Genomic DNA, 1,590 nt, shown 5'->3' with positions numbered 1-1,590 from the left:
GTTGCTGGTGATGGCTGCCACAAGGGCGGATCCCATCACGGCAAACTGCAGCAGGTGATCTTCGGTGCAGTCGACATTGGCACCCAGGTCCAGCACCGTGGTGGCGCCGCCCAGGGCATTGGGCAGCTGGGTAGCAATGGCCGGACGGTCTATGCCCTCCAGGGTTTTGAGGACATAGCGGGCAATGGCCATCAAGGCGCCGGTATTGCCGGCCGACACGGCCGCCTGGGCCACACCATCCTTGACCTGGTTCATCGCGACCCGCATCGAGGAGTTCTTCTTGCGCCGCAAGGCGATCTCGATGGGATCGTCCATGGTGACGATCTCGCTGGCCGGAACGATCTGGCAGCGCGGATGGGCTTGAAGGCGGGGGTACAACGGGTGCCCGGCGAGGACTTCAGGCTGGCCGACCAGCACCACAGCAGCATCCGGATGACCATCCAGGAATGCCAGGCTGGCCGGGAGCGTGACGGCTGGGCCGATATCGCCGCCCATGGCATCGACAGCGATCCTGATCATGGGGCGACCGGTGCAGTCAAGAGAGAGTGGAATTCAGGCAAAAGAAAGGCCCGCAGGATGAGTGCGGGCCCATGCTCAAAGCGTGGAATTACGCTTCGGATTTGGTTTTCAGCACCTTGCGGCCACGGTAAAAACCGGTAGGGCTGATGTGGTGGCGCAGGTGGGTTTCGCCGGTGGTGGATTCCACGGCAATGCCTGGCACGGTGAGTGCGTTGTGCGAGCGGTGCATGCCGCGCTTCGAAGGTGACTTTTTGTTCTGCTGGACGGCCATGATCCGCTCCTGATGGGGTGTAAGGTTGGTAAATTACGCACCAAAATCCGAGTTCAGACAGCTGGACCTGAATATCGGCCCAAGGCGGTCTAAACGCCATGTCACCGTATTCACCGCATTGGTACGCGAAGCCTTTGATTATAGCTCGATGCGAGAGAAATTTCATCACCTCAACCCGCGACTGGTGAAATGCCGACAAATCCAGGAGCTTTACCTGAGAAATATGTAATTCTAAATTACTACTTTTTTGCTTTAAGCTGCGCCAGAACCGCAAAGGGATTGGGTTTTTCACTACCCTCGTCCACCGAATCTGCATTGTCACCAAGGTCGCCCGCCTGCAGTTTGGGCGCGACAGGACACACCTCGTGCATGGGCACCAGCGGCAGGGCCATCAGCAATTCATCTTCCAGCACAGCGAGCAAATCGAACTGGGGCTCCATCACCAGCAAATCCTCTTCAGACTGGTCGTCCTCGGCCATGGCAATGTCTTCATTGGCCACAAAGCGGTACCACTGGTCCACCTCTACAGGTGTGGCAACCACACCCATACAGCGCTGGCAGGTTAAAGGCACAACGGCCTCAGCCGTCAGATGCAACCATACGTCGTCTTCAACGCCCGGGCGTGGGCGCAATTCGCCGACCGCCTGCCATTTCACTGCCGAATCAGCCTGCAACCCTTGCGCTTCGTGCGCAAGGCGCTCCATATTTCGTAGCAAAGTAGTCTCGGAAAGCGCCACGCCATCCTGGGCGAAAGCGGTCATGTTGAGTCGGTTGGGCTGCAGGGATCTGGACATGTGTGC

2 protein-coding genes and 1 pseudogene are annotated in these 1,590 nt (G+C 58.6%); all 3 read right to left on the bottom strand.

Annotation, left to right across the window (positions count from 1 at the left end):
* Positions 1-519, bottom strand: a pseudogene (locus AC1DWI_RS22480) (phosphate acyltransferase PlsX); the annotation flags it as partial.
* 88 nt (positions 520-607) lie between these two features.
* A complete protein-coding gene (gene rpmF / locus AC1DWI_RS22475; RefSeq protein ID WP_007873878.1) occupies positions 608-790 on the bottom strand; it encodes a 50S ribosomal protein L32 in 183 nt (60 codons plus the stop codon).
* Between the two features lie 239 nt (positions 791-1,029).
* Positions 1,030-1,590: YceD family protein (locus AC1DWI_RS22470; RefSeq protein ID WP_477725823.1), on the bottom strand; the 561-nt coding region annotated here is incomplete at its 5' end.

Source organism: Polaromonas sp. P3_C2, from assembly GCF_056402675.1.
This window is presented reverse-complemented; position numbering and strand designations above follow the sequence as displayed.

Coding starts and splice junctions, on each gene's coding strand:
- rpmF (WP_007873878.1), bottom strand. CDS start 790: ATGGCCGTCCAGCAGAACAAAAAGTCACCTTCGAAGCGCGGCATGCAC.